This window comes from Actinophytocola sp. (assembly GCF_036555685.1).
In the GTDB taxonomy this organism is placed as follows: Bacteria; Actinomycetota; Actinomycetes; order Mycobacteriales; family Pseudonocardiaceae; genus Actinophytocola.
The window spans coordinates 26,407-51,652 of sequence record NZ_DATBKY010000016.1 but is presented as its reverse complement, the minus strand read 5'-3'; the positions used below and the strand labels follow the sequence as shown (position 1 = coordinate 51,652).

Below are 25,246 nucleotides of genomic sequence, written 5' to 3'. Positions count from 1 at the left end.
CAGGCGTCGACGTCAGGAAGTGATGCACTACCCTCCCGCGCGTGCCGACGGATTCCAACGACGACGCCACCTCCCGACAAGCCGGTGCGGATGGCGCCGGCGAGATAGTCAGGGCGAAGGCCGAGCGGCTCGACAAGGCCGAGCCCGCACACGTCGTCGGCAACGACGACGCCGGGTTGCGGGGTGAGGTCGCGGCGCTGAAGAAGCAGCTCCAGCGGAACCAGCGAACGATGATCATCGTCGTCCCGACGCTCGTTCTCCTCGTCCTCGTCTTCATGGTCGTGGCGTTGACGATGTTCGCGCCACAGGCATCCACCGAAGGATCGGCGAGCTCGACCGCGACCACCGCGACGACCACGGCGACGACGACCACCACGTCATCTTCGACGGCGCTACCCAGCCAGGCTCCGACGACGACCTCGCCTGTCGCGACCACGACGGCACCGGCCACCGCCGCGACCCCCAAGCGGGTACCGGCGCCGGAGGTCTTCCTGAGCGGCCAGCACGAGCTGGGCTCCGACTGGATATTCGACCTCGACGACGGTTCCGAGTGGAGCTCGATCGGCGACATCGTCCACGACGGTGAAGCGGTGAGTGGCCACGACGGCGCCGTGATAGCGCTGGGCCGGACCGCCGATGACGAGTACACCCGCTGCGCAACGGTGCCCAAGGCCGACTACCGCAGCCACATCCCGTTCGCCGAGTTCGTCGACAACCCGATCCTCTGCGTGCGAACCGACGAGGGCAGGCTCGCGTACCTCGAGCTCACGAGCTTCCCCGACTCGAACGGCGGGGACGACATGACCTTCCGGTGGACTACCTGGAAGAAGTGACCTCCCGGGACTCCAGGCCACGCAGCGCGTCCGGCAGGGGCTCGGTGTGGATCACGCCCAGGCGTTGCGTCGCGCGGGTCAGGGCCACGTAGAGGTCGGCCGCGCCCGACGGTTCCGTGGCCAGGATCCGTTGTGGCTCAACGATGATGACCGCGTCGTACTCCAGGCCCTTCGCCGCTCGCGGGGTCACCGTCGCCACGCCGGCGGCCACGTCCGGCGGGGCGATGACGGCCAGCGTGCCGTCCGGGACAGCCGCCTGCTCGGCGCGCGCGAGTTCGGCGACCACCGTCGGGAGCTCCCCGGGGTCGCACGAGGCCGACCACGGGCGGACGCCGCTGTGCCGCACCGACTTCGGCGGCTGCAGCGACGGGTCCATCTCCGCCAGCACCCCGGCCGCCACCTCCATGATCTCCGCCGGCATGCGGTAGTTGATCGTCAGCTGGCGGTAGGCCCACCGGGAGGGCACGTAGTCCTCGAGCATCCGCGCCCACGACCGCGCGCCCGCCGGCGACTCGCGCTGGGCCAGGTCACCCACGATCGTCATCGAGCGGCTGGGGCACCGGCGCATCACGAGCCGCCAGTCCATTTCGGACAGCTCCTGCGCCTCGTCGACGACCACGTGCCCGTACGTCCACTCCCGGTCGGCCGACGCGCGCTCGGCCAGCGACCGGTGGTCGCGCTCCTCGTGCCGCTCGGCCAGTGTCTCCGCGCCGATCAGGTCCACCGCGCGCAGCGTCTCCTCGTCCGGGTCCTCGTCGGTGTCCAGGATGGCGAGCACGCCACGCGCGTAGCGCCGCTCCGCGCGGCGGATCCGCTCGACGGCGCCGTCATCGCTGGTCAGCGGGCCGATCAGCTCGAGGGACTCGTCCAGCAGCGGCACGTCGGACACCGTCCACGCCGAGCCGGCCTCGCGGTACAGCGCGTCGCGGTCCGCCGCCGGGAGGATCCCGTCGCACGCCGCCGCCAGCCGCGCGGCCGAGCCGTACAGCTCGACCAGGAGCCCGTACGGCGTCAGCCGTGGCCACAGCCGGTTCACCGCCGCCGACAGCGCGCGGCTGCGCGACAGCTCCGCGCGGAGGTCGGCCCGCATGTCGTCGGCCAGCTCGGGCATGTCGCGCACCTCGAGCCAGTCGCCGCCGATACGGCCGACCGCCTGCTCGGTCAGGTCGAGGATCAACGAGTCGCGGAAGGTCGGCCGGGCCTGGTTGTGCACCAGCCCGGACGCGCGGGCCCGCTCCCGGGCACGGGCGGCGACCCGGTCGTCGATCTCGACGGTCACGTCGTCCAGCTCGATCTCGATCGGGGTGCCGGGCAGCTCCTGGCGGTCGGCCACCGCGGCCGCGAGCACGTCGACCATCGCCAGGCCGCCCTTCACCCGGCGTGCGTCCGGCGGGTCGGTGGCCGAGGTCTCCAGGCCCACGTGCAGCTCGCCCGGTGTGGCGAACACCGCGTCGGTCTCGCCGAGCGAGGGCAGCACGTCGCCGATGTAGCGCAGGAAGCCCGTGTTCGGGCCGATGATCAGCACGCCGCGCCGGGACATCCGCTCGCGGTGCGCGTAGAGCAGGTAGGCGACCCGGTGCAGGGCGACCACGGTCTTGCCGGTGCCGGGCCCGCCGTCGATGACGACCACGCCCGTGTGGCCGAGCCGGATGATCTCGTCCTGCTCGGCCTGGATCGTGGCGACGATGTCGCCCATGGTCTCGCCGCGTGGGGCGTTCAGCGCGGCCAGGAGCACCTCGTCGCCGTCGGCCACGCCGTGGTCGAGGACGTCGTCGTGGAAATCGAGGACGCGGCGCCCCCGCGTGCGGAAATGACGACGCCGGGTGACCCCCTCGGGATTGGCGGCGGTGGCACAGTAAAATGGCCGCGCCACCGGCGCACGCCAATCGGTGAGCAGCGGCCGGTAATCATCGTTCTCGTCGAACAAACCGATTCGGCCGATGTACAATGTCTCGCCCGATTCCTGGTCGAGCCGACCGAAGCACAGCCCGCTGTCAGCCACCCGCAGGCGCCCGAGCCGGGCGTTGACCGTACTGGCCGCCACGTCGCGTTGCCACAGGTCTTCGGTGGTCTCGGTCGAACCGTTGCGCAGCACACCGCTCAGCTCGGCGGACGCCGCCGCCCGCTCGGCGTCGAGCCGGCGGTAGAGAAACGCGATGTGCTCTCGTTCCGCTGCGAGCTCGGTATCATACCGTGCTTTATCCAGCCCTGGCTTTGACAAACGTGCCCCTCATCCGCTATCATAACCGCAATTCCCGCTAATTCCGTGTCAGCGCCGGAATATGCGAACAATCGATTATTACTCACTATGTCAAGTGCGGATCCGCGGTTTCGTATCCGGCACCTGAAGCCCGAGGACGAACCCGGCGTGCTCGAGCTGTTCGAGCCCGCCCGGGGCTACTTCAGCGGCGGGCCCCGGCGAAGGCCCCGTTGTCCCGGCGCCCAAACGCCGGTAGCGATCAGGCGACCCGCGCGTCGGCGAGTGCCACGTCGAGCATGACCGCCCACTGCCGCAGCACCCGCGCGCGCCGCTTGCCGTCGTCCGACAGCAGGTTCGCCAGCCCCAGCCCGCGCGCCATGTCCAGCGTCGCCTGGACCGCCTCGCGTACGCCCGGCACCGACTCGTCCACGCCGAGCAGGTCCAGCGCCAGCCGGTGCGTCTCGCGGCCGACCTGGGCCTCGAGGCGCAGCACCCGCTCGCGCAGCCGCTCGTCGGACGACGCGGCGACCCACAGGTGGATGGCCGCACGGAACACCGGGCCCGTGTAGCACTGCTCGATCATGTCGACCACGGCCTGGGTCCGGCCGGGCCCCGACGGCAGGTCGGCCGCGTGCGAGCGCAACAGCGCGAGCCGCTCCTGCGAGACGTACTCGACGGCCGAGGTCACCAGGTCCTCGCGGGTCGGGAAGTGGTGCTGGGCCGCGCCGCGGGACACGCCGGCCCGCTCGGCGACCACCGCGACCGTGCTGCCCGACCAGCCGACCTCCGCCAGGCACTCGATCGCCGCCTCCAGCAACCGCCGTCGCGTAACACGACTGCGGTCCTGCTGAGGAGTTCTGGGCACGTCGGGCATCTCAGTAGGACTTCGGAAGGCCCAGGGTGTTCTGGGCGACGTAGTTGAGGATCATCTCCCGGCTCACCGGTGCGACGCGGTTCGCCCGGGACGCCGGCAGCAGCGCGGCCAGGCCGTACTCGGCGGTCAGCCCGGCGCCGCCGTGCACCTGGATCGCGGTGTCCACGGCTTTGGCCGTGGCCTCGGCGGCCGCGTACTTGGCCATGTTCGCCGACTCCCCCGCGCCCGTGTCGTCGCCGGAGTCGTACAGCGCCGCGGCCTTCTGCGTCATCAGCTTCGCGAGCTCCAGCTGGATCTTGGCCTCGGCGAGCGGGTGCGCGACGCCCTGGTGCGCGCCGATCGGCGTGCTCCACACGGTCCGCGTCTTCGTGTACTCGACGGCCTTGCCCAGCGCGTAGCGGCCCATGCCGATCGCGAACGAGGCGGCCATGATCCGCTCCGGGTTGAGCCCAGCGAACAGCTGCAGCAGCGCCGCGTCCTGCGAGCCGACGAGCGCGTCGGCCGGCAGCCGCACGTCGTCGAGGAACAGCATGAACTGCTTGTCCGGGCTGATCAGGTCCATCTCGACCGGCTTGTACTCGAAGCCCGGCGCGTCCGTGGGCACGATGAACAATGCCGGCTTGAGGCGCCCGGTCTTCGCGTCCTCGGTGCGGCCGACGACCATCACGGCCGCCGCCTCGTCCACCCCGGAGATGTAGATCTTCCGTCCACTCAGGACCCAGCCGTCCCCGTCGCGGCGCGCCGTGGTGGTGAGCTTGTGGGCGTTCGAGCCCGCGTCCGGTTCGGTGATCGCGAACGCCATGCGCAGCGAGCCGTCCGCGAAGCGCGGCAGCCAGGTCTGCTTCTGCTCGTCGGTGCCGTACCGGGTGATGATCGTGGCGCAGATGGCCGGCGACACCACCATCAGCAGCAGCCCGCAGCCCCGCGCGGCGAGCTCCTCGGCCACCGCGGCGAGGTCGCCGATGTTGCCGCCCCCGCCGCCGTACTCCTCCGGCACGTTCACGCCGAGGTAGCCGAGCTTGCCGGCCTCGTCCCACAGCTCGGTCGTCTTCTCACCCGACCGGGCCTTGCGCTGGAACCACTCGCCGCCGTAACGCCTGCCCAGGTCGGCCACCGCCGCGCGCAGGGCCTGCCGCTCCGCGGACTCGCTGAACGCTGTCATTGGTCCTCCTGACTCACCACGGCCAGCACGCGGCCGACCTCGACCTGGTCCCCGACCGACACCCCGAGCTCGGCCACCACGCCGTCGGCCGGAGCGTCGATCCGGTGTTGCATCTTCATGGCCTCGAGCCACAGCAGGGGCTGGCCCGCGGTGACCTTGTCCCCCGCCGCCACCACGACCCGGACCACGGTGCCGGGCATCGGGGCGAGCAGCGAGCCGGCGGCGACCTGATCGGCCGGGTCCGCGAACCGCTCCACCGGCACCAGCGACACCGACCCCAGCGCGGAGTCCACGCAGGACAGGCCGGGGTAGGTGGCGACCTCGAACCGGCGGCGCAGCCCGCCGACGTCCAGCACGACCTCGGCCGGCGTCGCCGACACGAGCGACACGCCCGCCGGACCGGCCAGCCCGTACCGGGTCAGCCGGTAGCGGACCTCGTGCTCGGTATCGCCCGCGCGGTAGGTCTTGACCTGCGGTCCGGCGACCACGTTGCGCCAGCCGCTCGGGATCCGGCCGAGCACCCGCGCGTTCGCGCGGTTGGCCGCGGCGTGCGCCAGCGCGGCGGCCAGCGCGGAGAGCCGCACGGCGTCGTCGCCGGCGAGCGGGGCGGCGAGCGTGCCGAGGCCGTGCCGGTCGAAGAACGCCGTGTCCGTGTCGCCGGCGAGGAACGCCGGGTGGGTGAGGATCCGCACGAGCAGGTCCCGGTTGGTGGTCACGCCGTGCACGCGGGCGCGGGTGAGCGCGGCGGCGAGCCCGCGGGCGGCCACGTCGCGGGTGGGCGCTACCGAGATGACCTTGGCGAGCATCGGGTCGTAGTGGGGGCTGACGACGTCGCCGCTCGCCACGCCGGAGTCGAGCCGGATCCCGCGGGCCGGCGGGGTGAACTCGGCGGCCACACCCGGGACGTCGAACCGGTGCAGCGGACCGCTCGCCGGCCGCCAGTCCGCGGCCGGGTCCTCGGCGTAGAGCCGGACCTCGATCGCGTGCCCGCGCGGCTCCGGCGGCCCGGCCGGGAGCGCCCGCCCCTCCGCGACCGCGAGCTGCAGCTCGACGAGGTCCAGGCCGGTGACGCATTCGGTGACCGGGTGCTCGACCTGCAGGCGGGTGTTCATCTCCAGGAAGTAGAACCGGCCGTCCTCGCCGGCGAGGAACTCCACGGTGCCGGCGCCGACGTAACCGATGGCCTTCGCCGCGTTGCGGGCGGCGGCGAACAGCTCGTCGCGCATTCCGGCCGTGCGCTCCACGAGCGGCGACGGCGACTCCTCCACGACCTTCTGGTGCCGCCGCTGGATCGAGCACTCCCGCTCGCCGACCGCCCACACCGTGCCGTGCAGGTCGCAGAGCACCTGCACCTCGATGTGCCGGCCGGTCTCCAGGTACGGCTCGCAGAACACCGTGCCGTCGCCGAACGCCGACGCCGCCTCGGCCCGCGCACCCTCCACCTGCGACTCGAGCTCGGCGAGCGTGCGGACCACCCGCATGCCCCGGCCACCGCCGCCGGCCGACGCCTTCACCAGCACCGGCAGGTCGGCCTCGGTGATCTTCGCCGGGTCCAGCTCGGACAGCACGGGCACGCCCGCGTCCGCCATCAGCCGCTTGGCCTCGATCTTGGAGCCCATCGCCTCGATGGCCTCCGGCGGCGGGCCGACCCACGTCAGCCCGGCGTCGAGCACGGCACGGGCGAAGTCGGCGTTCTCGGAGAGGAACCCGAAGCCGGGGTGGACGGCATCCGCGCCGGCCCCGGTCGCGGCGGCCACCAGCAGGTCGGCGCGCAGGTACGTGTCGGCGGGGGCGGTGCCCGGCAGCGGGACGGCGGCGTCGGCCTCGTGCACGTGCAGGGCGGTCGCGTCCGCGTCGGAGTGGACGGCCACGGTCGCGATCCCGAGCGTGCGGCAGGTGCGGAACACCCGCCGGGCGATCTCACCGCGGTTGGCTACGAGCAGGTTCGTGATCATGGTGCTCACATCCGGAAGACGCCGAAGCCGCCGCGCGCGCCCTCGATCGGTCCGTTGTGGATGGACGAGAGGCAGATGCCCAGCACGGTCCGCGTGTCCCGCGGGTCGATGATCCCGTCGTCGTAGAGCATGCCGGACAGGAACATCGGCAGCGACTCGGCCTCGATCTGGTTCTCCACCATCGTGCGCATCGCCTGGTCGTGCTCCTCGCTGTACTCCTGGCCGCGGCTAGTGGCCGCCTGCCGGGCCACGATCGACAGCACGCCGGCCAGCTGCTGGGGGCCCATCACCGCGGACTTCGCGCTCGGCCAGGCGAACAGGAAGCGCGGGTCGTAGGCCCGGCCACACATGCCGTAGTGCCCGGCGCCGTAGGAGGCGCCCATGAGGATCGAGATGTGCGGGACCTTCGAGTTGGACACCGCATTGATCATCATCGCGCCGTGCTTGATGATGCCGCCCTGCTCGTACTCCTTGCCCACCATGTAGCCGGTGGTGTTGTGCAGGAACAGCAGCGGCGTGTCGATCTGGTTGGCCAGCTGGATGAACTGCGCGGCCTTCTGCGACTCCTCGCTGAACAGCACGCCGCGGGCGTTGGCCAGGATGCCGACCGGGTAGCCGTGGACGCGCGCCCAGCCGGTGACCAGGCTCGTCCCGTAGAGCGGCTTGAACTCGTCGAAGTCCGACCGGTCCACGACCCGGGCGATGACCTCGCGTGGGTCGAACGGCACCTTGAGGTCGGTGGGCACGATGCCGAGCAGGTCCTCGGCGTCGTACTCGGGTTCGGCGTATTCCGCGTCCGGCGGGTCGCCCTGCTTGCGCCGGTTCAGCCGCGCGACGATCCGCCGCCCGATGCGGATCGCGTCCTGCTCGTCGGCCGCGAGGTAGTCGGCGAGGCCCGACGTGCGGGCGTGCATCTCGGCACCGCCGAGCGACTCGTCGTCCGACTCCTCGCCGGTGGCCATCTTCACCAGCGGCGGTCCGCCGAGGAACACCTTGGCGCGCTCCTTGACCATGACGACGTAGTCCGACATGCCGGGCAGGTACGCGCCGCCCGCCGTGGAGTTGCCGAACACCAGCGCCACGGTCGGGATGCGGGCGGCCGAGGAACGGGTCAGGTCGCGGAAGATCCGCCCACCGGGGATGAAGATCTCCTTCTGCGTGGGCAGGTCCGCGCCACCCGACTCGACCAGGTGGATCGCCGGGAGCCGGTTCTGTGCGGCGATGTCCGCGGCCCGGTAGGACTTCTTGGCCGTCCACGGGTTGCTCGCGCCGCCCTTGACCGTCGGATCGCTGCCGCTGACCAGGCACTCGACACCTTCGACCACGCCGATGCCGGTGACCACGCTCGCGCCGACCCGGTAGTCGCTGCCCCACGCGGCGAGCGGGGAGAGCTCGAGGAACGGCGAGTCCTCGTCGAGCAGCATCTCGATCCGCTCGCGCACCAGCATCTTGCCGCGCTTGCGGTGCCGCTCGACGTACTTCTCGCCGCCACCGGCGACCGCCTTGGCCTGCTCGGCCTCGATCTCGGCGAGCTTGCCCAGCATGGCCTCCCGGTTGGCCCCGAACTCGGCCGTCGTGGTGTCCACCGTGGAGCGGATCCGTGTCATCCCCGCACCTCCCCTCGCGAGTCCAACGCTCCGCACGCGCGAGTCCAACGTTCGACCCTCGCGAGTCGTCCGTTCAGACCAGGGCCCCGCACCCGGACCGGAGCGTTGAACTCGGCCGGGCTGGGGGTTGGACTCGCGGGGGGTGAGTGTTGGACTCGCGGTGTCATGTGTATCCCAGGAGTTTGGCGGCCAGGCCGGTGAGGATCTCGGTGGTGCCGCCGCCGATGCCGAGGATCCGGATGTCGCGGTAGTGGCGCTCCACCTCCGACTCGCGCATGTAGCCGAGGCCGCCGTGCAGCTGGACGGCCTCGTTGACCACCCACTCGCCCGCCTCGACCGCGGTGTTCTTCGCGAAGCACGCCTCGGCGACCATCGCCTCGCCCTCGCTGTGGCGGATCGCGACCTGGTGGGCGTAGCTGCGAGCGACGTCGACGCGGCGGGCCATCTCGGTGAGCTTGTGCTGGACGACCTGGCGGGAGATCAGTGGCCGGCCGAACGTCTCGCGCAGCCGGCACCACTCGACGGTCACGTCGAGGGCGCGCTGCGCGGTGGCGTACGCCTGGACGGCGAGCGCGAGCCGCTCGGTGACGAAGTGGGTGGCGACCTGGGCGAACCCGGTGCCCTCGCCGCCGACGAGGTTCGCCGCCGGCACCGGCGCGTCCACGTAGGACAGCTCGGCGGTGTCGGAGCAGAGCCAGCCCATCTTGTCGAGCTTGCGGCTGACCGTGAACCCCGGCGTGCCCTTCTCGACGACGAGCAGCGAGAGCCCGTGCGCGCCCGCGTCGCCGGTGCGCACGACGGTGGTCACGAAGTCGGCGCGGGCGCCGGAGGTGATGAACGTCTTGGCGCCGTTGACGATGTAGTGGTCGCCGTCCCGCTTGGCGGTGGTCCGCACGTTGGCCACGTCGGAGCCGCCGTCGGGCTCGGTGACCGCCAGCGAGCCGATCAGCTCGCCCGCGAGCGTGGGCTTGACCCAGCGCTCGATCTGCTCGGCGTCACCCGCGTGCGCGATGTGCGGCAGCGCGATGCCGGAGGTGAACAGGCCCGCGACGATCCCGCCGGAGCCGCCCGCGTAGTGGATCTCCTCGGTCACGGTCATCGCGTCGATGACGTTGCCGCCCCCGCCGCCGGCCGACTCGGGGAAGGCCACGCCGAGCAGGCCGAGCTCGCCGGCCTTGCGGTGCAGCTCGCGCGGCAGCTCGCCGGCGCGCTCCCACTCGTCGAGGTGCGGCAGGATCTCCTTCGCCACGAACCGGCGGGTCGTCTCCCGCAGCGCGACGCGCTCCGGTGTCCTGAACGGATCGGTCACAGGAGTGCCTCCGGGATGTCGACGAGCCGGGAGCGCAGCCACTCCCCGAGCGACTTGGCCTGCGGGTCGAACCGGGTGGACGCGGCCACGCCCTGGCCGAGCAGGCCGTGCAGCACGAAGTTGATCGCGTGCAGGTTCGGCAGCGGGTGCCGCTCGATGTCGAGATCCTTGGTCTCGGGCAGGAGCTCGCGGAGCCGGTCGGTGGTCAGCTCGCTCGCGAGCCACGGGTAGGCGGCCGGGTCGCGGACCCACACGCCGAGGTTCGCGTCGCCGCCCTTGTCGCCCGAGCGGGCACCGGCGAGCGTGCCCAGCGGGAGGCGGCGGGCCGCGCCAGCGGCGACGTAGGCCGGTTCGTCGTGGTGGACCTCGCCGTGCGGCGTGGCCGTCGCGGCGGGCGGGTCGATCGGGCGCCGCTCGCCGTCGGGCAGCACGGCGACCTGCTCGATCGCCTGCTGCGGCACGTACTCCGGGCGGTAGACGCCGACCGGGGTGCCGTCGCCGGGTGGCGAGGTGAGCGTGAAGCCCGGGTAGGAGGCCAGCGCCAGCTCGACGGACGCGCGGGAGAACGCCTTGGCACGCTTGGGATCCGGCGTCTTGATCGTGACGTGCAGCAGGGCGCTCGCGGCCTCCTCGGTGTCCGCGTCCGCGTGGTCGGTGCGCGCGAGCGTCCAGTGCAGGCCCTCGGCGCCGACGGCGTCGGTGAGCTGGCGGCGGGCCAGGGCGGCCTTGTCGTCGATGTCGAGTCCGCAGAGGACGAACGTCATGCTGTTGCGGAAGCCGTCGAGCGTGTTGACGCAGACCTTGACGGTGTCCGGCGGTGCCTCGCCGCGGGTCCCGGTGATCGCGACCCGGTCCGGGCCGGCGTCGGCCAGCTCGATCGTGTCGAACCGGCTGGTGACGTCCGGGCCGAGGTAGCGCGCCCCGCCGATCTCGTACAGCAGCTGGGCCTTGACGGTGTCGACGGTGACCGCGCCGCCCGTGCCGGGGTGCTTGGTGATCACCGCGCCACCGGTCGCGTCGATCTCGGCGATCGGGAAGCCGGGGTGGGCCAGGTCGGGCACGTCGGTGAAGAACGCGAAGTTGCCGCCGGTGGCCTGGGCACCGCACTCGATCACGTGCCCGGCGACGGTCGCGCCGGCGAGCGCGTCGAAGTCCGAGCGGTCCCAGCCGTGGTGTGCGGCGGCCGGCCCGGCGACCAGCGAGGCGTCGGTGACCCGGCCGGTGACCACGATGTCCGCGCCGGCGTTCAGGCACTCGACGATGCCCCAGCAGCCGAGGTAGGCGTTCGCGGTGAGCGCGCCCTCGAACCCCTTGCCCAGCAGGTCGTCACCCTCCACGTGGGACACCCCGACCGGCACGCCGACCCGGTCGGCCAGCTCGCGGATGGCCGCCGCGAGGCCGGCCGGGTTGAGCCCGCCGGCGTTGGTGACGATCTTGACCCGCTTGTCCCGTGCGAGGCCGAGGCCCTCCTCGAGCTGGCGCAGGAACGTGCGGGCGTAGCCGCGGGTGGGGTCCTTCATGCGGTCGCGGCCGAGGATGAGCATGGTCAGCTCGGCGAGGTAGTCGCCGGTGAGGACGTCGAGCGCGCCGCCGGTGAGCATCTCCCGCACGGCGGAGAACCGGTCGCCGTAGAAACCGGAGGCGTTGCCGATCCTGATCACCCCGGTGGTCATGGTTCGCTCCGCTCCCGGCTTCCCTTCTCCCGCCCGTCGCCGGGAGGCCCGGCGAACGCCTGCGCGATGTCCAGCCACCGGTCGGCGTCCGGGCCGACGGCCTTCAGCGTCGTGTCCGCACGGTTGGTCCGCTGGGTGGCGAGCAGGCAGAAGTCCAGCGCCGGGCCGGTGACGCGCTGCCCGGCGTCGGCCGGGCCCCAGGTCCACACCTCGCCGGACGGTCCGGTCAGCTCGACGCGGAACGGCTCGGCGGGCGGCGTGAGCTCGCGCACCACGTAGGCGAAGTCACGGGTGCGCACACCGATGTGCGCGACGTGCCGGATCCGGGCGGTGGGCACGCGGCGCACGCCGAGCGCGTCGGCGATGTCGTAGCCGTGCGCCCAGGTCTCCATCAGCCGGGCGGTGGCCATCGAGGCGGCCGACATCGGCGGGCCGTACCAGGGCAGCTTGGTCCCGTCGGGCACTTTCTCGAGCGCGTCCGCCAGGTCGTCGCGGCCCTGGCGCCATTCGTAGAGCAGCTGCGAGTGGTGCGCACGCGCCCCGTCTTCGGCGGCGGCGTCGACGAGCCGCTCCATCCGCTCCCGGGAGCCCTTGACGACCTCGGCCAGCTCGGCCTGGAAGGCCGCCGGATCCCGGACCGCGAGCAGCGCCCGCTGGTCGGTCCAGGCCAGATGCACCACCTGATGCGCGACAGTCCACCCCGGGGCGGGCGTCGGCGTCGCCCAGCCTTCCGCGGACAGCCCGCTGACCAGCGCGTCTATCTCGGCACTCTCGTCGCGGAGGTCGGCCAGCAGCCCCTTGAGCTCAACCACGGCGACAACCATGGCACGGGGCGCACGGCCATTTCAAGCATGCATGCTTGATTTTTCTACCGAGATCACCCGAACGGCAGCGGCGTTCGAAGTGGGCTCAGACCCGGCGGTCGCCGCGGGTGCGCTGCCAGTCGGTGACGGTTTCGAGGCCCGAGGTGATCTCCTCGTTCAGCAGGGCGACGCGGGCGTCGACCATGGCGTCGCCCAGGAGCTTGCGGGCCAGTTCGGAGTGCTCGAGCGCACGCACCGCCTCCCACGGCGTGTCGTGCAGCCGGCCGGGCTGGGGCATGGGCACCTCCTCGCGGATGCCCCACATGCCCGCCGCCAGCAGGGCACCCACCACCAGGTGCGGCTGCGCGTCCGCGCCGGCGAACCGGGCCTCGATGCGCAGCGAGTCCTGCGAGCCGGCGATGCGCACGGCCGCCGTGCGGTCGTCGGCGCCCGCGCGGACCTCGCCCGGCGCGAACGGGCCGGTACGCAGCCGCACGTAGGAGTTCCACGTCGGCGCCCAGATCGCCGTGAGGTCCGGCGCGGCGGTCAGCACGCCGGCGGTGAAGTGCTCGATCACGGACAGCTCGCCGAACCGCGGCTTGCCGTCCACATCGGACAGCGACAGGTGGACGTGGCACGAGCTGCCCGTCCCGGCCCGCTCGGCGGCCAGGTAGCTCGCCCGCACGCCCGCCGCGGACGCCGCCCGCCGGATCGCCAGCTGCTGCATCATGGCGTCGTCGCAGGCGGCGAGCGCGTCGCGGTGGCCGAGCACGCTCTCGTACTGCCCCGGGTGGCACTCGCCGCGCCGGGACTCCACGCCGAGATCCAGCTCGTCCACATCGGACTGCACGTTCGCCAGCAGCGGGTGCATGGCGTCCAGCCCGCCAGCCGCGTAGTCGAGCCCGTCCGCGGTCAGCGGCGCGCCGTAGGAGTCGATGAACGTGACCTCGTGCTCCAGCCCGACCGACGGCACGAAGCCCTCCGCCTCGGCCGCCTCCAGCTGCTCGCGCAGCAGCGACCGCGGCGCGATCGGCACCTGGGACCCGTCCGGCCACTCCACGTCGCAGACCACGAGCCACGTGCCGGGCTGCCCCGGCAGCGGCGCCAGCGTGGCCATGTCCGGGCGCATCCGCAGGTCGCCGTAGTGCTCGAGGTAGGGCCGGAACACCGGCGCCTCGATCGCCTCGCGCTCGGGCGTCCAGCCGAACACGTAGCTGCACACGCCGTACCCGTACTCGAGCACCGTGTCGGCGAAGAACCGGGCGCCGACCCCGACCGCCGCGAAACGGGCATGCGGGTCCGGCACGAGCAGCACCAGCCCGGTCACCGTCCGGGCCAGCACCTCCGTGCGCACCGCCTCGGCGAGCGTCGCCGCCGCCTCGTCCCGGGCCGCCAGCGTGCGCGGTCCGCCGGGTCGCTGATGCTCCATCACCATGCACCGTCCTCCGCGGGCCCCGCGAGAGGATTGCGTGCCCGCCCGAACCGTACGTCGAACTCGTCGTCCCGGTCGACCTTGTCGAATCCCTGCCCCGCGAGATGCTCCCGGTTCAGTGTCACACGTTCGACGTCCGGCGCGAAAAGCCGGCAGGCGTCGAACCTCGTCGCGGACTCCGGATGCTCGTCACGGTAGCGGCCGGTCACCTCCCTGACCTGCGCCCACAGCGCACCGCGGGGGTAGGCGAGGTCGTCGAGCAGGATCTCCGCCAGGAACCGCAGCTGACCGGCGAAGACGGAGCTGAACAGCGACTGGGCGAGCAGGTGCGGGGGCCAGCGCAGCATGTGCGCGGTCGCCTCGGTCGCGAGCGCGGCGTACTCCGGCACGTCCTCGTCGAGCAGGTCCACGCCCTGGGCGAAATCCTTGATCGCCACCCGCCGCGGCAGCCCGCGCTCGTCGGCGATCAGGACGAGGTTCTGGCCGTGCGGGCAGAACCCGACCCCGTAGCGCAGCAGCCAGTGCAGCAGCGGCGTGAGCAGCAGGTCGAGCACCCTGCCCAGCCACACTTCGGGGTCCACACCGGACTCGCGGATGAGCCGGGTGACCACGGCCTCGCCGTCCGGGCCGCGGTAGGGCAGCGCGGCGAACGAGATCGCCCGCTCCCCCGGCCCGAGCCGGGTGCGGACCGGCTCCCGCCACAGCGCGCCGAGCGTCTCGTGGAACCGGTACGGCAGCTCGGCCAGGTTGCCCAGCACCGGGTGCCGCACGGACACGCTCGCCACCTCGCCGAGCAGCTCGAACCGGTACTTCTCCCCCAGCAGCGGATCGGCCGCGGAGACGTCGCGCAGCCACGTGGTGACCGCCGGCGCGGCGAGCGTCGCGGCGGACGCGAGGCCGCGGTAGACGAGCGTGTTGCGCACCGAGACCGCGGTCTTCACGTCGCGGCGGGTCGGGTGGCTCGCGTTGGCGAGCGTCCGGATCGTCTGGTGTGGACGGTAGCGGTCGGCGCTCTCACCCAGCGGCACGACGATGCCCTCGGCCAGCTCGGCGGCGTAGAGCGTGCCGATGATCTCGTCGGCCTGCCACGGATGGACCGGCACGAGCGCGTACCGCTCCGGGTCGGTCAGCCGCGAGCGGAACGCCGGCAGCAGGTCGCCGAGCTCCTCGGCGAGCAGGCGCTCCTCAGAGAGCTCCGCGACGCACCGGAACGACGCGTGGTCGCGGTGCACGCCGTACCACCGCAGGGGGAACTCCGGTCCGGACTCGGGTGCGTAGCGCTCCCGGTCGGGCTTGGAGAAGCCGACCCTGCCCTTGTTGAGCACGAGCCGCGGGTGGCCGGTCAGGTGCCCGTCCGCCCGGTCGTAGTCCATCGTGGACAGTTCGGCCGCGGTGGGCGCGCGGTCGAGCCGGACGGCCTCGTTCGCGACGGTCGCGGTCAGCTCGCCCAGCACGTCGGCGAGCCGCAACCCGGTGAGCCCCAGCCGTTCCCGTGCGTCGACGACCAGCGCGCGCGGGTCGGTGGCCGGCTCGCCGTCGCGGGTGGCGCTGCCCGGCTCGACGTGCCAGGACTCGAAGGCCCCGCGCCGCGCGCGGAACCGGTAGACGACGCCCGCGGGCAGTTCGAGGACCCAGCCGTCCGGGCCGTCCGGCTTGGGTTCGAGCAGGCCCTCGTAGCTCAGCTCCCCGAGCATCTTGTGCACGACGAGCGTCCCTGCCGCCCGCCATGAGCTACTCATGCTGCGTCCGATGGTTCGCTCCGTCACTCTCGCTCACGGCTGCTCCAGCCCGAAGGTCGTGAACGCGGTCCGGTCCGGCAACGGGTACACCGGCCGCCCGCACACCACGTTCAGGATCCGTGCCGAGCGCCACGCGGCCAACCCCAGATCCGGCGCGCCGACCCCGTGCGTGTGCCGTTCGGCGTTCTGCACGAAGAGGGATCCACCGGCATCCAGCCGCACGCGGTAGTCCGCGTCGACCGCGATCCGCCCGGCCGCGTCCCGCTCGATCCGCCCGGCGAGCGGCTCGAGCAGCTCGTCGAGGGCGCGCTCGCGGTACCCGGTCGCGCACACGACCGCGTCGGTGGTCACGGTCGCCTTGCGGTCCTGCTGGACGTGGCGCAGCTCCAGCTCGACCCGGCCCGCGCGCTCGGCCGCCGCGGTGACCTCGACTCCGGGCGCCAGCGTGACGTCCGGCCAGCCGCCGCCGACCGTGCGCTCGTACAGCTCGTCGTGGATCGCGCCGATCGTGTCCGCGCTGATCGCCTTGTACAGCTGCCACTGCGACGGCACCAGGCGGTCGCGGGTCGGCTCGTCGAGGCCGTGGAAGAAGCGCGTGTAGTCCGGGGTGAACTGTTCGAGGCCGAGCTTGGAGTACTCCATCGGCGCGAACGCGGGCGTGCGGGTGAGCCAGCGCAGGCCGCCGCGCGGGCGGGCGCGGAGCAGGTCCAGGAACACCTCGGCGCCGGACTGGCCGGAGCCGACGATCGTCACGTCGTCGGCCGCGAGGAGCCGGTCGCGTGCGGGCAGGTAGTCCGCGGAGTGCAGGATCCGCTCGCCGGCGAGGTGCTCCAGCGGCTCGGGCAGCACGGGTTCGGTGCCGACGCCGAGGACGACGTGGTACGCGCGCACGACCCCGCCCGGCTCGACGGCGAGCTCGAAGGTCCCGCCGGACCAGCCGATCGAGCGGACGTCGCGGGCGAACCGGGCGCTGGTGATCCGCCCGGCGGCCCACGTGCAGTAGTCCTCGTACTCCGCGCGCGGGATGTGGAAGCGCTCGGCGAAGTAGAACGGGAAGAGCCGGCCGCGGTCGCGCAGGTAGCTCAGGAACGACAGCGGGTGCGCGGGCTCGACGAGCGACACCAGATCGGCGAGGAACGGCACCTGCAGCGCGGCGCCCTCGATCATCAGCCCGGGATGCCAGCGGAACTCGGGCTCCCGCTCGAAGAACGCCGCGTCCAGGCCCGCGACCGGCTCGGCGAGCGCGGCCAGCGAGAGGTTGAACGGGCCGATCCCCACACCCGCGAGGTCGAGCGTCACGGCATCGCCCGGCGCGCGGTCTCGTCCGCGAGGTTCCCGACGAGGTCGAGCAGGCCGCGGTAGTCGTCGACGGTCGCGCGCGGGTTGAGCAGGGTCAGCTTGAGCCAGACCGCGCCGTCGACCGTGGCCCGGCCGACCACCGCGGTGCCGTCCTCGAGCAGCCGCCGGCGGATCGCGGCGGCGTGCCCGGCGGCGTCCCCGTGCCGCGGCCGGACCAGCACCGTGGACAGCGCCGGCTCGCCCCACAGCTCCAGGTCCGGGTGCCGGCCGGCCTCGCGGGCGACCTCCCGGGCGAGGTCGCAGCAGCGCTCGACGAGCCCGGCGATGCCGGCCCGGCCGAGCGCGCGCAGGGTGACCGCGATCTTGACGCAGTCCGGGCGGCGCGACGTGCGGATGGAGCGGCCCAGCAGGTCGGGCAGGCCGGCCTCGGTGTCGTCGCCGGCATTGAGGTAGTCGGCGCGGACGTGCAGCGCGGTGATGGTCTCGCGGGTGGCGAGGACGCCGGCGGCGATCGGCTGCCAGCCGAACTTGTGCAGGTCCAGCGCGACGGAGTCGGCCTGCGCCAGGCCCGCGAGCCTGCCGGCGAGCCGCCGCGAGAACAGCGCGGCGCCGCCGTAGGACGCGTCGACGTGCAGCCACGCCCCGGCCCGCCGGGCGGCCCGGGCGATCTCGGGCAACGGGTCGATCGTGCCGGCGTCGGTGGTGCCCGCGGTGGCGACGACGACCTCGCCACCGCTCAGGTCCAGCGCGTCCGCGCGCAGCCGGCCCCGCTCGGCGGGCACGACCCGGGGTGCGGGCAGGCCGAGCAGCCAGGCCGCGCGGGCGACGCTGTGGTGGGCGTTCGCCCCGCACACGATCCGGGTGTGCCCGTGCTCGCGGGCGAGCAGCAGTCCGACGAGGTTCGACTCGGTCCCGCCGCTGGTGAGCACGGCGTCCGGGGTGACGGCGTCGGGGAAGCACAGCCGGGCCAGCGTGGCGGTGAGCTCGCGTTCCAGCTCGCTCGCGATCGGCGCCTGGTCCCACGAGTCCATCGACGGGTTGAGCACGCTGCCGACGAGGTCGGCCGCGGCCGCCACGGCCAGGATCGGCCCGTGCAGGTGGGCGGCGCACCACGGGTGTCCCGGGTCCACGGAGCCCGCGGTCAGCACCCGGGTGAGCTCGTCGAGCGCGCGCCGCTCGCCGACCCCGCGCTCGGGCAGCAGGCCCGGCTCGCCGAGCGCGGCGGCGAGCACGGCGGCCACCGCGGCCGGGCCGCCGCCCGGGACCGGGCCCTGCCGGGTCGCCGCCGTGTCGGCCATCGCGGTCATCGCCGCGTCCGCGAGGGCACGCACCCGTGCCGCGCCCGCGGGTCCGCCGGCCAGCGCGGGCTCGGCGGAGGCGGAGATCGAAGCGCCCATCGGACCCCTTCTTAGGTTCACCTAACTCGAGGCCACAATACGGCCGGGCGCGGGCCCACCACTATCGGGTCAGGCCGGGGCGAGCGAGCGGACCAGCTCGGCCGGGTCCCCACCCGTCGGCAGCACGCCGATCACCGGCGTGTCCAAACCGGACTCCACGTACGCGGCCACCCGCTCGCGGCACTTCTCGACCGGCCCCCACACGACGAGGTCGTCGACGACCTCGTCCGGGATCGCGGCGTTGGCGGCCTGGCGGTCACCGGCCGCCCACGCCTCGTGCATCCTGGCGAGCGCGTCGCCGCGGCCCAGCCACTCGTGGAACGCCGCGTACACCGGCACGGTGAGGTAGCTGCTGATCAGCATGCGGCCGAGGCCGCGGGCGGCGTCCGCGTCGTCGGTGGGGCACACGAAGATGCGGGCCACGAGCTCGGGCCCGTCGCCGAGGGCGGAGCGCACGGTCGGCACGTCGTCGGGCGCGAGCCAGTTCGTGATCGCGCCGTCCGCCTCGCGCGCCGCGAGGCGGAGCATGCCCGGGCGCAGCGCGGCGAGCACGATCGGCGGCGGTGGGTTCGGCGGCCGCTCGAGGCGGAACTTCGCCACCGAGAACGTCTCGTACGACTCGCTGATCTTGCCGCCGACGAGCGCCGCGCGCAGGAAGCGCACGGTGTCGCGGGCGCGCGCGTACGGCTCGTCGAACGCCGTGGCGTTCCAGCCGGTCACGATCGTCGGCGTCGAGGTGCCGACGCCCAGCACGAACCGGCCGGGCGCGAGCTCCGCGATCGTGGCTGCCTGCATGGCCAGCAGGCCCGGGCCGCGGGTGTAGACGGGCGCGATGGCCGTGCCGAGCCGAAGTCCGGCCGAAGACCCGCTTGCGGGGTCGAGCGACATCCCAGCCCATTCGGCGGTGAGCGCGAGCGGCGTGAACGCGTCCGTGCCGGCGGTCTCCGCGGACCACACGTCGGTGTAGCCGATGTCCGCCAGCTCGCGGACCAGGTCGCGGTGCGCGGCCAGCGGCACGCCGGTCAGCGGCAGCGTGATGCCCCAGCGGTTCATTCGGTGCTCCGTGGTTCGCTCCGCTCGCGCGCCACTCCCAGCGCGTCGCGCAGCCACTGGATCTGCATGGTCATGAAGTTCTCGGCCACCTCGTCGTCCTGCGGGGTCATGTGGGTGACGCCGGGCAGCGGCAGCAGCGCGTGCGGGCGGCCGGCGGCGACCAGCGCGGCCGACAGCCGCACCGAATGCGCGACCACGACGTTGTCGTCGGCGAGGCCGTGGATGATCAGCAGCGGGCGCTCGAGCTTCGGGGCGTCGTCGATGAGCGAGTTCGCCGCGTACACCTCGGGCTTCTCGTCCGGGTGGCCCAGATACCGCTCGGTGTAGTGGGTGTCGTACAGCTTCCAGTCGGTCACCGGTGCGCCGGCGATCGCGGCGTGGAACACGTCCGGGCGGCGCAGCACGGCGAGCGCGGCCAGGTACCCGCCGTACGACCAGCCCCGGATGGCCACAGTGGACAGGTCGAGGTCGGGGTACTGCTCGGCGGCCGCCCGCAGCGCGTCGACCTGGTCGTCGAGCGTGGCGCCGGCGAAGTCGAAGGCGACCTGCCGGTCCCAGTCCGGCCCGCGGCCCGGCGTGCCGCGCCCGTCCGCGATCAGCACGGCGAAGCCCTGGTCGGCGAGCCACTGCGGGCCCAGGAACGCGTTGCGGGTCGACAGCACCCGCTGCGCGTGCGGCCCGCCGTACGGGTCGAGCAGGACCGGCAGCTTGCCGCTGCCCGGCTCGTGCCCGGTGGGAAACACCAGCGCGGCCCGCAGCTCGCGCTTGCCGAGGGTCAGGAGCCGCACGTTCGGCGTCACGCCCGGGTCGACCGCGCGCGACTCCACCTGGCCGATCCGCTCCGCGACGTCGCCGACGCCGCGCAGCAGCTCGACGGTGACGCCCGCCCGGTCCAGCGTCCACGACGACAGCACGGTCGTGGCTCCGCCGCGCGCCGCCGAGTGCACACCGTCCGAAGTGGACACGCGGGTGATGCCGGCGTCGTCGTAGTGGTAGACGTGCACCTGCGTCGGGTCGGACTCGGTGGCGGTGAACAGGATGTCGGTGCCGACGTTGCGGCCGATGTCGAGCACCGCGCGCACGTTCATCGAGGGCGGGGTGATCTCCTTGTCGTCCACGACGAGCCGGTAGCCGCCCTGGCTGACACCGATGCGCACGAGCCGGCCGTCGGGCGTCCACGCCGGCACGCCGGGCGCGATCTCCACCCAGGTGTCGTCGGTCTCCGTGGCGAGCAGCGTGGTGACGCCGGTGGCCGGGTCGACCGAGCGGAGCTCCAGCCGCTTCTGGTCGCGGCTCTGCAGGGCGATCAGCGGCGGGCCCGCGGCGGTCCAGTTCGCGGTGACGAGGTAGGGCAGCTCGCCGCCGTGCCAATCGACGTCCACGCGGGACACGTCGTCGCGGTCGAGGCTCAGCACGGCGAGCCGGACCTCGACGTTGTCGGTGCCGGCCGCCGGGTAGGCCACCACGTTCGGCTCGGTCTCCGGGTTGGCGGGGTCGGCGATGTGGAAGCGGCGTACCGGGCTCTTGTCGGTGAAGGCGACCAGCAGCCGGGTGCCGTCGGGCGACCACCAGTACCCCCGCGCGCGGCCCATCTCCTCCGCCGCGATGAACTCCGCGACGCCACACGCCTCGTCCGGGCCGGACGGTTCGGCGAGTGCCCGGTCGCCGGTCCCGTCCACGTCCACGACCCGCAGCGCGCCACCGGACACGTACGCGACGTGGCGGCCGGTCGGGTCGGGCCGCGGGTCGATCACGCCGGGCGCGGTGGCGAGCTCCCGGGGGTTCTCGCCGGTGACCGCGTCGACCACGAAGAGCCTGCCGGACAACGCGAACGCGACGATCCGCACGTCCGCGTCCGCGGCGCCGCCGACCACGCCGCCGCCCTGCTCCCGGCTGCGCTCGCGGCGGGCGCGCTCCTCCGGCGGCAGGTCCTCGTCACCCTGCCCCAGCAGCTCGGCGGGGTCGGCGAGGCGGGTCTCCACGCCGCTGCGCACGTCCAGCCGCCACAGGATGTGCCGGCGGTCCTCGCCGGACGCCGAGCGCAGGAACAGCACGCGCGCACCGTCCGGCGACACCTGGAAGCCTCGCGGGGTGCCGAGGGTGAACCGCTGGGTCCGCGCCTGGAGGCGGAGAAAGGAGCTCTCGTTGGTCACCCCCAGACCCTAAGCGGTCAGGCGGCCTGCGCCGCAAACGCCGCCAGGATGCCGCTCCAGCCGCCCGACCCGCCGACGCCGCTGAGTACGTCGTCGGCCTTGTCGTGCCGCTCGATGTGCCGGTGTTCGAGCTCGACGCGGGTCACGTCGGCCGACTCGGCGACGAACCGGACCTCGATCTCGCTGGCCTTCGCGGGGTCTGGGTCGTAGGCCCAGTCGCCGTTCAGGTGCCAGGACAGCTCGAGCCGGCCCGGCGGTTCCCAGCCCAGCACCCGGCCCCAGTCGCATTCCTTGCCGTCCGCGCCGCGCTCGTACCAGCGGCCGCCCTCGCGCGGCTCGATGACCGCGTCGGCGAGGTCGGCCTCGCCGATGTGGTGGCCCTTCGGCCACCAGCTGAAGAACCGCTCGGTGAACACGGTGAACGCGTGCTCCCGGCCGGCCCGCACGGTGATCGTCTTCGTGATGGTGAGGTTCTTGGTCTCGGTTGTCATGACTGCTCCTTGTCGGCGTTCTCGGCGGCTGTGTCGTCGCCACGCTCGACCTCCGTGGCGAACGCGAGGAGCGCGTCGTCCCAGAGGCGGTCGAGGTATTCGCGTAGTGCCGCGATGCCGCGGCGTTCGACCCGGTAGAGCCGGCGGGTGCCTTGTGCGTGGTCGGTCACCAGACCCACCTCCTTGAGCACCTTCAGGTGCTGTGAGACGGCCGGCCGGCTCACCGGCAGCTCGTTCGCCAACTCACCGACGGCCCGCGGCCGGGTCACCAGCAGCTCGAAGATCGCCCGGCGGGTGGGATCGCCGAGCGCGCCGAGCGCGGCCACTTGGTAAGTCGACACGAACCGTAAGTTACAACTTACCGATTCCGGAGTCAACGGCAATCCACGGCAACTTCTTGGTGAGGCCTCCGGCTACTCACAGACTCTTCCCAGGTAGCGGCCTCAATGTAGAGGCATGACCGAGACTTACCTGCCCCCCAGACAGCCACCGATCCCGCCGTGGACCTATCCCGGCTCAGGCGTCCTGCCGCCGGAGCCGCCGCAGAAGAAGAACCGCTTCCGCCGCAACACCGTCGCCCTGCTCGCCGCCGCCACGCTCGCCGCGGGCGGGATCGGCGGCACGGTGGGCGCGCTCGTCGCGGGCGACGACGGCGCCGCCGTCCAGACCACCTCGGCACCGGCCGCCACGACGTCGGACACCAGGCCGGTCGACGTCAGCTCCGTCGTCGCCAAGGTCCAGAACAGCGTCGTCCAGGTGAACATGCGGACCGCGAACGCGCAGGGCGTCGGCTCGGGCGTCATCATCAGCGCCGACGGCCGCATCCTCACGAACAACCACGTCGTCGCGGGCGCGGAGCAGCTCTCCGTGACGCTCGCCGACGGCAAGACCGTGGACGCGCATGTCGTGGGCACCGACCCGTCGAGCGACCTCGCGGTCATCCAGGCCGACGGCGTCTCCGGACTGGCCCCGGCGAAGTTCGCCGACTCGAGCTCCGTGCACGTCGGCGACGAGGTCATCGCCATCGGCTCGCCCGCCGGCCTGCAGGGGACCGTGACCACGGGCATCGTCAGCGCGCTCAACCGCGACGTGACCGTGCCGGGCGAGGAGCAGGAACCGCAGCAGCAGGACGAGAACAGCCCGTTCCCGTACATGCAGCAGGAGGACCAGAGCTCGCAGAACACCGTGAGCTACAAGGCGATCCAGACCGACGCGTCGATCAACCAGGGGAACTCCGGCGGCCCGCTGTTCAACGCGGCCGGCGAGGTGGTCGGCATCAACTCGGCGATCTACTCCCCCGTGTCCGGACCGGACGGGTCAGCCGGAAGCGTCGGGATCGGCTTCGCGATTCCGAGCAACACCGCCCAGCAGGTGATCGACCAGCTGTGAGCCGCCGACCGTGATGCTCGCCCGCCGCGCCTCGGCGACCGCCAGCGACGCGCGGGTGAGCAGCCAGTCGGCCCTGCGCACCGTCTTGCGCAGCCGCCGCGCCCAGACCAGGAGCGCGGCGGCGGCCGCCGTGAGGAGCACCCCGGCGGCGACGGTCAGCTCAGCGAGCACGGTGCAACCGCACGTCGGCCCGGACGCCCTGCTCGTTCAGGTTCTGCCGGACGCGGCCGATGATCCGCCGATGCACCACGTCCCGCAGCAGCCGCGGGGTGAGCGCGGTGAGCGGCCGGGTGAGCGCGCTTTCCCGGTGCGCGAGCTCGAAGAGGTTGAGGATCTCCACGGAGATCAGGTGCCGTGCGCCGGTGCCGAAGGTCCGGGAGAGCTCGGGCGGCAGCGCGCCGAGCTCGCCGGCGACCTCGCCGGCGTGCTCCTCGAGAGCGGCGACGTCCGCACGCAGCCTGCGCACCTCGACGACGGCGCGGACGAGCACCACTGAAGCCGCGAGGACCAGCACCAGAGCGAGCCACGAGGTCCACGTGTCCACACGCCAACGGTACGGGGTCGTGCGGTAGCCTCGGCGTCCGGCGCAGCCTGGGGGAAGCACCGCGCCGAAGCATGGACGATGACATACCGCGAAGCTCTGCGAACCAACCTGCCTGCCGCGCTCGGGGGAGACCCCCGGGCCGTCGAGCGCTTGCTGGCCGCCTTCCGCCCGATCGTCGGGCGCTACTGCCGGGCGCGGCTCGGCGGCGACGGCGGGACCTTCCTGGCCGCCGACGAGATCGCGCAGCGCGCGTGCCTCTCGGTGCTGGCCGCGCTCCCCCGCTATCCCGACCAGAGCAGGCCCTTCCTCGCCTTCGTGTACGACATCGCCGCGGCCACGGTGGACGGCGTGGCAGGGCCGCGACCCGGCCACCCGCTGGACCGGCTGCCGGCCGCCCAGCGCGACGTCGTCATCCTGCGCACGGTCGTCGGGCTGTCCACCGAGGAGACCGCGGAGGCCATCGGCATGTCGCCGGCCGGCGTCCGCCTCACCCAGCACCGCGCCCTGGCGCGGCTGCGTGCGGTCACGAAGCCGGAGTCGGGCACCGGCTGACGGCTCACCCGGCCAGCGACCGGTGCATCTCCTGCAGCCGGCGGATCAGGTCGGCCTTCGTGGCCGGGGCGACCAGCACGCGCTGCTCCCCGCCACCCGCGTCGGACATGAGGTTGAGCCAGCGGCCCATCGAGGTGTCGGCGTAGCGCAACGGGTTCGCGACCGGCCTGCGGCGCGAGGCCCGGTCGCGCACCGCCACGTACAGCTCGCCACCGCCGGTGGTGGGCAGCGCGGCGATCTGCTGGACGGCACGCACCTCGCGGGGCGCGGGGCGGCTGCCCACGCCGGCCTCGGTGCGGTGGCGGCCGCCGACCGCGGCGACGGCCTCCGAGCGCATGATGTTGTGCGCCTCGCCGCGCGCGGGCGGCACGTCGGGGATCTGCGCGACCAGCACCTGCGGCAGCGACTCCGGCCGGATCTGCGCGATCGTCACCTCGTCGTCCTCGCGGATCGCGAGGACCGCCTCCCGGCCGATGGCCGCCGCGAGCACGGCCCGGGTGCGCTCGCCCTCGTTGATCCAGCCGTAGAACTCCGCGCCGGCGCGGCAGAGCACGGCCAGCGACGCGGCCACCTCCACATCGAGCCGGCCGCGCCGGTCGAGCAGGCCCTCGCGCAGCAACCGCGCTCGCGTCTCGGTTTCGACCCGTACTTCCTCGGCACGCGGGCGCCACACGCCCAGCGGTTTGAGCGTGACGTGCAGCTCCCCCAGGTTCTCGAGGCGCACGAGCCGGGCGAGCGCCTCGGCGTCGAGCGTCAGGGGGCGGGACAGGACCACCGCGGC

General features: G+C 73.1%; 22 protein-coding genes. 3 read left to right on the top strand and 19 right to left on the bottom strand.

Going from position 1 to position 25,246, the window contains the following annotated elements; genetic code table 11:
* Positions 1-41 precede the first annotated feature (41 nt).
* Entirely contained in the window at positions 42-833 is a 792-nt protein-coding gene (locus VH969_RS01755; protein ID WP_331969232.1) for a hypothetical protein, read from the top strand.
* Here VH969_RS01755 and VH969_RS01750 read toward each other — a convergent pair.
* The 16 genes from VH969_RS01750 to VH969_RS01670 form a co-directional block, all read right to left on the bottom strand.
* On the bottom strand, positions 817-3,039 hold the full coding sequence (locus VH969_RS01750) for a helicase (RefSeq protein WP_527249142.1): 2,223 nt from the start codon (positions 3,037-3,039) through the stop codon (positions 817-819). The two genes, VH969_RS01755 and VH969_RS01750, sit on opposite strands and share 17 nt — an antisense overlap.
* Positions 3,040-3,292: 253 nt before the next feature.
* Positions 3,293-3,907, bottom strand: coding sequence for a TetR/AcrR family transcriptional regulator (locus tag VH969_RS01740; RefSeq protein WP_331969223.1), 615 nt, complete (start codon positions 3,905-3,907; stop codon positions 3,293-3,295).
* 1 nt (position 3,908) lies between these two features.
* Positions 3,909-5,069, bottom strand: coding sequence for an acyl-CoA dehydrogenase family protein (locus tag VH969_RS01735; RefSeq protein ID WP_331969220.1), 1,161 nt, complete (start codon positions 5,067-5,069; stop codon positions 3,909-3,911).
* Positions 5,066-7,024 carry an acetyl/propionyl/methylcrotonyl-CoA carboxylase subunit alpha gene (locus tag VH969_RS01730; RefSeq protein WP_331969217.1) on the bottom strand — a complete coding sequence of 653 codons (1,959 nt, stop codon included), beginning with the start codon at positions 7,022-7,024 and terminating at the stop codon, positions 5,066-5,068. The genes VH969_RS01735 and VH969_RS01730 overlap by 4 nt, the downstream gene beginning before the upstream one ends.
* Positions 7,025-7,029: 5 nt before the next feature.
* Positions 7,030-8,631, bottom strand: a complete 1,602-nt coding sequence (locus VH969_RS01725; protein ID WP_331969214.1) for an acyl-CoA carboxylase subunit beta — start codon at positions 8,629-8,631, stop codon at positions 7,030-7,032.
* Between the two features lie 163 nt (positions 8,632-8,794).
* Entirely contained in the window at positions 8,795-9,940 is a 1,146-nt protein-coding gene (locus VH969_RS01720) for an acyl-CoA dehydrogenase family protein (protein WP_331969212.1), read from the bottom strand.
* Positions 9,937-11,613 carry an acyclic terpene utilization AtuA family protein gene (locus VH969_RS01715; protein ID WP_331969209.1) on the bottom strand — a complete coding sequence of 559 codons (1,677 nt, stop codon included), beginning with the start codon at positions 11,611-11,613 and terminating at the stop codon, positions 9,937-9,939. The genes VH969_RS01720 and VH969_RS01715 overlap by 4 nt, the downstream gene beginning before the upstream one ends.
* The gene (locus tag VH969_RS01710; RefSeq protein ID WP_331969206.1) at positions 11,610-12,425 is read right to left on the bottom strand and encodes a TIGR03084 family metal-binding protein; all 816 of its coding nucleotides are present in this window, start codon (positions 12,423-12,425) and stop codon (positions 11,610-11,612) included. Before VH969_RS01710 ends, VH969_RS01715 begins: the two co-directional genes overlap by 4 nt.
* A gap of 97 nt (positions 12,426-12,522) precedes the next feature.
* Positions 12,523-13,845, bottom strand: coding sequence for a type I glutamate--ammonia ligase (locus tag VH969_RS01705; protein ID WP_331969203.1), 1,323 nt, complete (start codon positions 13,843-13,845; stop codon positions 12,523-12,525).
* Entirely contained in the window at positions 13,845-15,587 is a 1,743-nt protein-coding gene (locus VH969_RS01700) for an IucA/IucC family protein (RefSeq protein ID WP_331969200.1), read from the bottom strand. Before VH969_RS01700 ends, VH969_RS01705 begins: the two co-directional genes overlap by 1 nt.
* A gap of 33 nt (positions 15,588-15,620) precedes the next feature.
* Positions 15,621-16,886, bottom strand: coding sequence for a lysine N(6)-hydroxylase/L-ornithine N(5)-oxygenase family protein (locus VH969_RS01695; protein WP_331969197.1), 1,266 nt, complete (start codon positions 16,884-16,886; stop codon positions 15,621-15,623).
* Complete coding sequence (locus tag VH969_RS01690; protein ID WP_331969194.1) at positions 16,883-18,283, bottom strand: pyridoxal phosphate-dependent decarboxylase family protein; 1,401 nt, start codon at positions 18,281-18,283, stop codon at positions 16,883-16,885. The genes VH969_RS01695 and VH969_RS01690 overlap by 4 nt, the downstream gene beginning before the upstream one ends.
* Positions 18,284-18,352: 69 nt before the next feature.
* Positions 18,353-19,336, bottom strand: coding sequence for an LLM class F420-dependent oxidoreductase (locus tag VH969_RS01685; protein ID WP_331969191.1), 984 nt, complete (start codon positions 19,334-19,336; stop codon positions 18,353-18,355).
* Positions 19,333-21,489, bottom strand: coding sequence for a prolyl oligopeptidase family serine peptidase (locus VH969_RS01680; protein ID WP_331969188.1), 2,157 nt, complete (start codon positions 21,487-21,489; stop codon positions 19,333-19,335). The genes VH969_RS01685 and VH969_RS01680 overlap by 4 nt, the downstream gene beginning before the upstream one ends.
* Positions 21,490-21,506: 17 nt before the next feature.
* Positions 21,507-21,980, bottom strand: a complete 474-nt coding sequence (locus VH969_RS01675) for an SRPBCC family protein (RefSeq protein ID WP_331969185.1) — start codon at positions 21,978-21,980, stop codon at positions 21,507-21,509.
* Complete coding sequence (locus VH969_RS01670) at positions 21,977-22,321, bottom strand: ArsR/SmtB family transcription factor (protein ID WP_331969181.1); 345 nt, start codon at positions 22,319-22,321, stop codon at positions 21,977-21,979. The genes VH969_RS01675 and VH969_RS01670 overlap by 4 nt, the downstream gene beginning before the upstream one ends.
* Before the next feature lie 115 nt (positions 22,322-22,436).
* Here VH969_RS01670 and VH969_RS01665 point away from each other — a divergent pair, with 115 nt between their 5' ends.
* Positions 22,437-23,369, top strand: a complete 933-nt coding sequence (locus VH969_RS01665; protein WP_331969178.1) for a S1C family serine protease — start codon at positions 22,437-22,439, stop codon at positions 23,367-23,369.
* On the opposite strand, the gene VH969_RS01660 is transcribed toward VH969_RS01665, so the two are convergent.
* Together VH969_RS01660 and VH969_RS01655 are read right to left on the bottom strand one after the other, a co-directional pair.
* Positions 23,298-23,540, bottom strand: coding sequence for a hypothetical protein (locus VH969_RS01660; protein WP_331969175.1), 243 nt, complete (start codon positions 23,538-23,540; stop codon positions 23,298-23,300). The genes VH969_RS01665 and VH969_RS01660 overlap by 72 nt on opposite strands.
* Positions 23,530-23,913 carry a hypothetical protein gene (locus tag VH969_RS01655; protein WP_331969172.1) on the bottom strand — a complete coding sequence of 128 codons (384 nt, stop codon included), beginning with the start codon at positions 23,911-23,913 and terminating at the stop codon, positions 23,530-23,532. Before VH969_RS01655 ends, VH969_RS01660 begins: the two co-directional genes overlap by 11 nt.
* Before the next feature lie 78 nt (positions 23,914-23,991).
* On the opposite strand from VH969_RS01655, the gene VH969_RS01650 reads away from it, so the two are divergent.
* The gene (locus tag VH969_RS01650; protein WP_331969169.1) at positions 23,992-24,465 is read left to right on the top strand and encodes a sigma factor-like helix-turn-helix DNA-binding protein; all 474 of its coding nucleotides are present in this window, start codon (positions 23,992-23,994) and stop codon (positions 24,463-24,465) included.
* 4 nt (positions 24,466-24,469) lie between these two features.
* Here VH969_RS01650 and VH969_RS01645 read toward each other — a convergent pair whose 3' ends face one another.
* On the bottom strand, positions 24,470-25,240 hold the full coding sequence (locus VH969_RS01645) for an ESX secretion-associated protein EspG (RefSeq protein ID WP_331969166.1): 771 nt from the start codon (positions 25,238-25,240) through the stop codon (positions 24,470-24,472).
* Positions 25,241-25,246 lie beyond the last annotated feature (6 nt).

Bases quoted from the DNA above. Each gene is read 5' to 3' on its own strand.
- VH969_RS01740 (WP_331969223.1), bottom strand. From the start codon at position 3,907: ATGCCCGACGTGCCCAGAACTCCTCAGCAGGACCGCAGTCGTGTTACG.
- VH969_RS01735 (WP_331969220.1), bottom strand. From the start codon at position 5,069: ATGACAGCGTTCAGCGAGTCCGCGGAGCGGCAGGCCCTGCGCGCGGCG.
- VH969_RS01730 (WP_331969217.1), bottom strand. From the start codon at position 7,024: ATGATCACGAACCTGCTCGTAGCCAACCGCGGTGAGATCGCCCGGCGG.
- VH969_RS01725 (WP_331969214.1), bottom strand. From the start codon at position 8,631: ATGACACGGATCCGCTCCACGGTGGACACCACGACGGCCGAGTTCGGG.
- VH969_RS01715 (WP_331969209.1), bottom strand. From the start codon at position 11,613: ATGACCACCGGGGTGATCAGGATCGGCAACGCCTCCGGTTTCTACGGC.
- VH969_RS01705 (WP_331969203.1), bottom strand. From the start codon at position 13,845: ATGGAGCATCAGCGACCCGGCGGACCGCGCACGCTGGCGGCCCGGGAC.
- VH969_RS01700 (WP_331969200.1), bottom strand. From the start codon at position 15,587: ATGAGTAGCTCATGGCGGGCGGCAGGGACGCTCGTCGTGCACAAGATG.
- VH969_RS01690 (WP_331969194.1), bottom strand. From the start codon at position 18,283: ATGGGCGCTTCGATCTCCGCCTCCGCCGAGCCCGCGCTGGCCGGCGGA.
- VH969_RS01685 (WP_331969191.1), bottom strand. From the start codon at position 19,336: ATGAACCGCTGGGGCATCACGCTGCCGCTGACCGGCGTGCCGCTGGCC.
- VH969_RS01675 (WP_331969185.1), bottom strand. From the start codon at position 21,980: ATGACAACCGAGACCAAGAACCTCACCATCACGAAGACGATCACCGTG.
- VH969_RS01665 (WP_331969178.1), top strand. From the start codon at position 22,437: ATGACCGAGACTTACCTGCCCCCCAGACAGCCACCGATCCCGCCGTGG.
- VH969_RS01650 (WP_331969169.1), top strand. From the start codon at position 23,992: ATGACATACCGCGAAGCTCTGCGAACCAACCTGCCTGCCGCGCTCGGG.